Origin of the sequence: Saccharomonospora iraqiensis subsp. paurometabolica YIM 90007, assembly GCF_000231035.2 — a bacterium.
In the GTDB taxonomy this organism is placed as follows: domain Bacteria; phylum Actinomycetota; class Actinomycetes; order Mycobacteriales; family Pseudonocardiaceae; genus Saccharomonospora; species Saccharomonospora paurometabolica.
In genome coordinates this window covers 174,253-180,211 of the sequence record NZ_KI912196.1, presented here as the reverse complement: position 1 = coordinate 180,211, position 5,959 = coordinate 174,253, and the positions used below count along the sequence as shown (strand labels likewise).

The 5,959-nt window shown below is 74.0% G+C and carries 2 protein-coding genes; both read left to right on the top strand.

Features of this window, described 5'->3' with window-relative positions:
* A partial coding sequence (locus tag SACPADRAFT_RS25110; RefSeq protein ID WP_198048247.1) for an SDR family NAD(P)-dependent oxidoreductase occupies nucleotides 1-2,911 on the top strand: 2,911 nt, incomplete at its 5' end.
* Nucleotides 2,912-2,918: 7 nt separating this feature from the next.
* On the top strand, nucleotides 2,919-5,959 hold a 3,041-nt coding region (locus tag SACPADRAFT_RS25105; RefSeq protein ID WP_007026125.1), incomplete at its 3' end, for a type I polyketide synthase.

Sequence of the window (5,959 nt, the reverse complement as noted above, 5' to 3'; positions counted from 1 at the left end):
CGCGGGTCTGCACGTCGCCCTGCTCGACGCGCTCGACGGGCCGGGCGGGGGCCTGCCGTTCTCCTGGCGCGGCGCCGCCCTGCACGCCACCGGTGCGATCGCCCTGCGCGTCGCGCTGCGTCCCGTCGGGAACGATGCGATCTCCCTGACCTTCACCGACACCGCGGGTGCGCCCGTGCTCACGGTGGAATCGCTGGTGTCGCGCACGATGACCGCCGAATCACTCGCGGCCGCGTCCGAATCCCTCTATCTGCCCACCTGGACGGCCGCGCCCGCCGGGCAGCACCGGGACGACACCGTCGTCCTCCGCCGCACCGATGCCACCACACCGCGGGACGCTGTGGTCGACACCCTCGCGCGGCTGCGGGACCTGTTGGCGTCCGAGGACTCCCGGATCGCCGTCGTGACGAAGCGCGCGGTCGCGGTACGGGACGCCGAGGACGTGCTCGACCTCGCGCACGCCCCGCTGTGGGGCCTGGTCCGGTCCGTGCAGGCCGAGCAACCGGGCCGCGTCGTGCTCATCGACGTCGACACCGACGACGCCGACCTCTCCGCCGCGCTGGCCACGGACGAGCCGCTGCTGGCCGTCCGCGAGGGCGACGTCCTCGTTCCCCGCCTGGCCAGGGTCGCCGCGAGCGCGTCCCTGGTCCCGCCGGGACCGGTGTGGCGGGTCGAGACGACGGAGCCGGGAACGATCGACGCGCTGGCCGCCGTCGACTGCGCCGACGAGGTCGCCGAGCCGCGGCCGGGCGAGGTGCGGGTCGCCGTGCGGGCGTCCGGGCTGAACTTCCGCGACGTGCTGATCGCCCTCGGCATGTATCCGGAACGGGCGCGGCTCGGTGGCGAGGGCGCGGGAGTGGTGACCGCCGTCGGCGAGGGGGTCACCGGTCTCGCCCCGGGTGACCGGGTGCTGGGCATGTTCACCGGTGGCTTCGGCACCTACGCCCTGGCCGACGCCCGGATGCTCGCCCCGCTGCCCTCGGGCTGGACCTTCGAGGAGGCGGCGGCCGTTCCGATCGTGTTCCTCACCGCCTACTACGGGTTGCGAGACCTCGCGGGTGTCGGGGCCGGGGAATCCGTGCTGGTGCACTCGGCTGCGGGCGGTGTGGGCATGGCCGCCGTGCAACTCGCCCGGCACTGGGGCGCCACGGTGTTCGGTACCGCGGCCCCGGCGAAGTGGGACGCGGTGCGGGCGCTGGGCGTCGAGCAGGTGGCGTCCTCGCGGGATCTCGACTTCGCCGACCGGTTCGGCGAGGTGGACATCGTGCTCAACTCGCTCGCGGGTGAGTTCGTCGATGCCTCGGCTCGGCTGTTGCGCGAGGGTGGCCGGTTCGTCGAGATGGGCAAGACCGACATCCGCGAAGGCCTGCGCGGCATCGACTACCGGGCCTTCGACCTGCTCGCTGACGCCGGGCCCGAGCGGATCGGTGAAATGCTGCGCGAGATCCTGGATCTGTTCGCCGCCGGTGTTCTCGCCCACCTGCCCCGCCGGACGTTCGACGTGCGTCGTGCGCGCGACGCGTTCCGGTTCGTCAGCAACGCCCGGCACACCGGCAAAGTCGTGCTGACCACCCCGGCGCCGCTCGACCCGGACGGCACCGTCCTGATCACCGGCGGCACCGGCACACTCGGGACCCTGCTCGCCCGGCACCTGGTGGCCAACCACGGCGTCCGGCGCCTCGTGCTGGCGGCCCGTTCCGCGGACCGGGCGACCGAGCTCGCCGACGAGTTGCGCGCCGCCGGAACCGAGGTCGTGCTCGCCGCCTGTGATGTCACCGACCGGGCCGAGCTGGCCGCCGTCCTCGCGGCGGTTCCCGCTGAGCATCCGCTCACCGCCGTGATCCACGCGGCGGGCGCACTGGACGACGGCACTCTGGACACGCTCACCCCCGAGCGCGTCGACGCGGTTCTCCCGGTGAAGGTCGACGCCGCCACCGCGTTGCACGAGCTGACGAGGGACAGCGACCTGGCCGCGTTCGTGCTGTTCTCCGCCGCCGGAGCCACTCTCGGTAGTCCGGGGCAGGGTAACTACGCCGCCGCCAACGCCTATCTCGACGCGCTCGCCGGTCATCGCCGCGCCCACGGCCTGCCCGCAGTCTCGCTGGCCTGGGGGCTGTGGGACGAGGCCAGCGGTCTCACCGCGAACGTCGACCGGGCACGGCTCGGCAGCGGCGGCGTCCACCCACTGTCCACTGCGGAGGCTCTGCATCTGTTCGACATGGCGTTGCGGGTGGACGAGCCGATCGTGGTGCCGGTCGGCCTCGACCTGGCGCCTCGGGCGACCGTGCCGCCGATCCTGCGCGGCCTGGTCCGCACCATGACCAACGCCACCGCACGCCGCACCGTGGAGGCCCCGACCGCCGAGGTGTCGCTGGCGCAGCGACTGGCGGCGACGGCCCCGCATGCCCGGCGCGGACTCGTGCTGGACTTCGTGTGCGATCACGTCGCCGCCGTGCTCGGGTTCGCTGATCGGTCGGCGGTCGACCCGGAACGCCCCTTCAAGGACGTCGGGTTCGACTCGCTCACGTCCGTGGAGCTGCGCAACCGGTTGAGGGCCGCCGCCGGACTGAAGTTGCCCGCGACCCTCGTGTTCGATCACCCCGAGCCCGTAACCCTCGCCGCGCACCTTGAGGAGGAGCTGGGCGTGCCCGCGACGGCGGCCCCGGCGGGGGACGTGCTCGCCGACCTCGACCGGATGGCGGCGACCCTCGACGCCGCCGCGGCGTCCGCCGACCAGAGCACCGGTGACGCCGTCGCCGCCCGGCTGCGCGAGCTGCTGGACCGCTGGACCGAGGCCAAGAGCGTGGCGGACGAGTCCGCCGAGAACCCGGGGCAGGCCCTGGCGGACGTCGCCGACGAGGACATCTTCGACTTCATCGACCAGCGCTTCGGTCGCTCGGAAAGTGTGTGAGGCTGCCATGACCGACCAGCAGAAGAAGCTGACCGACTACCTTCGCCGCGTCACCGCGGAGCTGGAGGAGACCGACACCAAGCTGCGCGCCCACCGGGCCCGCGACACCGAGCCGATCGCCGTGGTCGCCGCCGCCTGCCGGTACCCCGGCGGAGTCCGGTCCCCTGCGGATCTGTGGCGGTTGGTGGCCGACGGCGTGGACGCGGTCGAGCCGTTCCCCGACGACCGGGGCTGGCCCGCCGATCTGCACCACCCCGATCCGGACCACCCCGGTACCTCCTACACCCGCCACGGTGGGTTCCTCGCGGGTGCGGGCGATTTTGACCCCGCCCTGTTCGGCATCTCCCCGCGTGAGGCCCTGGCGATGGATCCGCAGCAGCGGCAGCTGCTGGAGGTCACCTGGGAGCTGTTCGAGCGGGCGGGTGCGGACCCGGCCGGGCTGCGCGGCAGCGACACCGGCGTCCTCGTCGGTGCCGCCTACTCCGGCTACGGCTCGGCCGCCCACGACATCCCCGAGGGAGTCGAGGGGCACCTGCTCACCGGCAACGCGGGCAGCGTCATCTCCGGGCGTATCGCCTACGCCTTCGGCCTGGAGGGCCCGGCGTTGACCGTCGACACGGCCTGTTCGTCGTCGCTCGTCGCGATCCACCTCGCCGTCAACGCCCTGCGCCGTGGTGACTGCTCCCGGGTCGTCGCGGGTGGTGCCACGATCATGCCGACGCCCGAGGTGTTCACCGCGTTCTCCCGCCAGCGCGGCCTGGCCCCGGACGGGCGCTGCAAGTCCTTCGCGGACTCCGCCGACGGCACCGGCATGGGCGAGGGTGTCGGCCTCGTCCTGCTGGAGCGGCTGTCCACGGCCCGCCGGCACGGCCACCGTGTGCTCGCCACGATCCGCGGAACCGCGGTGAACTCCGACGGCGCGTCCAACGGCCTCACCGCGCCCAACGGCCCGTCCCAGCGGCGGGTCATCCGGACGGCACTCGCCGCGGCCGCGCTCAAGCCCGCCGACGTCGACCTCGTGGAGGCACACGGCACCGGCACCGTCCTCGGCGACCCGATCGAGGCGCAGGCGCTGCTGGCCACCTACGGCGCGAACCGCTCCGAGCCGCTGTTTCTCGGCTCCATCAAGTCCAATATCGGCCATACCCAGGCCGCCGCGGGCATCGCCGGGGTCATCAAGGTCATCGGCGCGCTCCAGCACGGCGTTCTCCCCCGGACCCTGCACCTCGACGAGCCCTCCACCCACGTCGACTGGTCCGACGGCACGATCGACCTGCTCGACGAATCCCGGCCCTGGCCCGCGCTGGACCGGCCGCGCCGGGCCGCGGTGTCATCGTTCGGGATCAGCGGCACCAACGCGCACGCGATCCTGGAGCAGGCGCCGGAGAGCACCGAGCCCGAGCGCGAGCGTCCGGCCGGGGTGTTCGCCTGGCCGGTGTCGGGGCGGACCCCGGAGGCGCTGCGGGAGCAGGCTCGCAGGTTGGCCACGCGATTGCGGGCGCGACCGGAGGACCCGCGGGACGTGGCGAAGACGCTGATCGACGGGCGGGCGTGCCTGGCCTGGCGGGGTGTCGCTGTGGGTCGCACATTCGACGAGCTGGTGGCGGGGCTGGATTCGCTGGCGGCGCGGGGGAGCGCCGTGCGGGGGCGGACGGCGTTCGTGTTCACCGGTCAGGGAGCGCAGCGGGCCGGGATGGGGCGCGCTCTCGCTGCCGCGTTCCCCGTGTTCGCGGGGGCGTGGGACGAGGTGCTGGCGCTGTTCCCCGCCGACGTGCGGGCCGCGGTGGTCAGCGGCGAGCGGCTGGACGAGACCCGGTTCGCGCAGCCGGGGATCTTCGCGTTCGAGGTCGCCCTGGTGCGGTTGTTCGAGTCCTGGGGCGTGCGGCCCGATGTGGTGATCGGCCACTCCGTCGGGGAGATCGCGGCCGCCTGGGCGGCCGGTGTGCTCTCGCTGGGCGACGCCGCACGGCTGGTGGTGGCGCGCGGCGCGTTGATGGGTTCGGTGCGGATCCGGGGCGCGATGGCCGCCCTGGAGGTCGCGGAGGCCGACTTCGTCGCACCCGAGGGCGTGGAGGTCGCGGCGGTCAACTCCATCGGCTCCGTTGTGGTCTCGGGTGACGCCGCCGCGGTCGCCGCGCTGGTGGACGAGCACAAGGCACGGGGCGTGCAGGCGTCGCTGTTGAAGGTCAGCCACGCGTTCCACTCCGCGCACATGGACGAGGTGCTGCCCGGACTCGCCGACGTCCTCGACTCGCTCACCCTCAACCCCGCGGCCGTCGACTTCGTCGGCGTCGCGGGGGACAGGGACCCCTCGGACACCGGCTACTGGCTCGACAACCTGCGCCGCCCGGTCCGGTTCGCCGACGGCGCCGCACGCCTCGATGCCGCGCACATCGTCGAGATCGGCCCCGACGCCGCGCTCACGCCGGCCGTGGACGGCTGCGTCTCCGCCCAGGTGCGGGACCGCGACGAGGCGGAGACCGCCGTCCGCGCCCTCGCCACCCTGCACGCGGGTGGCTGCCCGGTCGACTGGACCCCGTTCACCGAGGGCGGTCGCCTCGTCGACCTGCCGACCTACGCCTTCCAGCACGAGCGGTACTGGCTGGGTCCCGCCGTCCGGTCCGGCGACGACACCCCGGACTGGCTCTACCAGGTCACCTGGCAGCGGATCACCCCGGACCCCGCCGACCTCCCCGACGACTGGGTCCCCCGCAGCCCGGCCACCCCGGCGGAGGCGCTGGCACTGCTGCAGCACACCGACCGCCCGCTGTGGTTCGTGGTCCCGGACGACGGTGAGCATACCGAAGCCATCGCCGCCCTCGGCCGTACCGCCGCTCTGGAGGTCCCCGAACGGTGGGGCGGGCTCATCCGCGTCACCGGAGACGTGCCCGACCTCGGAGCGGCCGTCGCGAGCGGGGAACCCGAGGTGGCGCTGCGCGATGGCGGCGTGTTCGCCCGCAGGCTCGTCCGGGTCACGGCACGGCGGAGCTGGGTTCCGCACGGGACGGTGCTCGTCACCGGCGCGGGCGGGCTGGGTGCCGAGGCCGC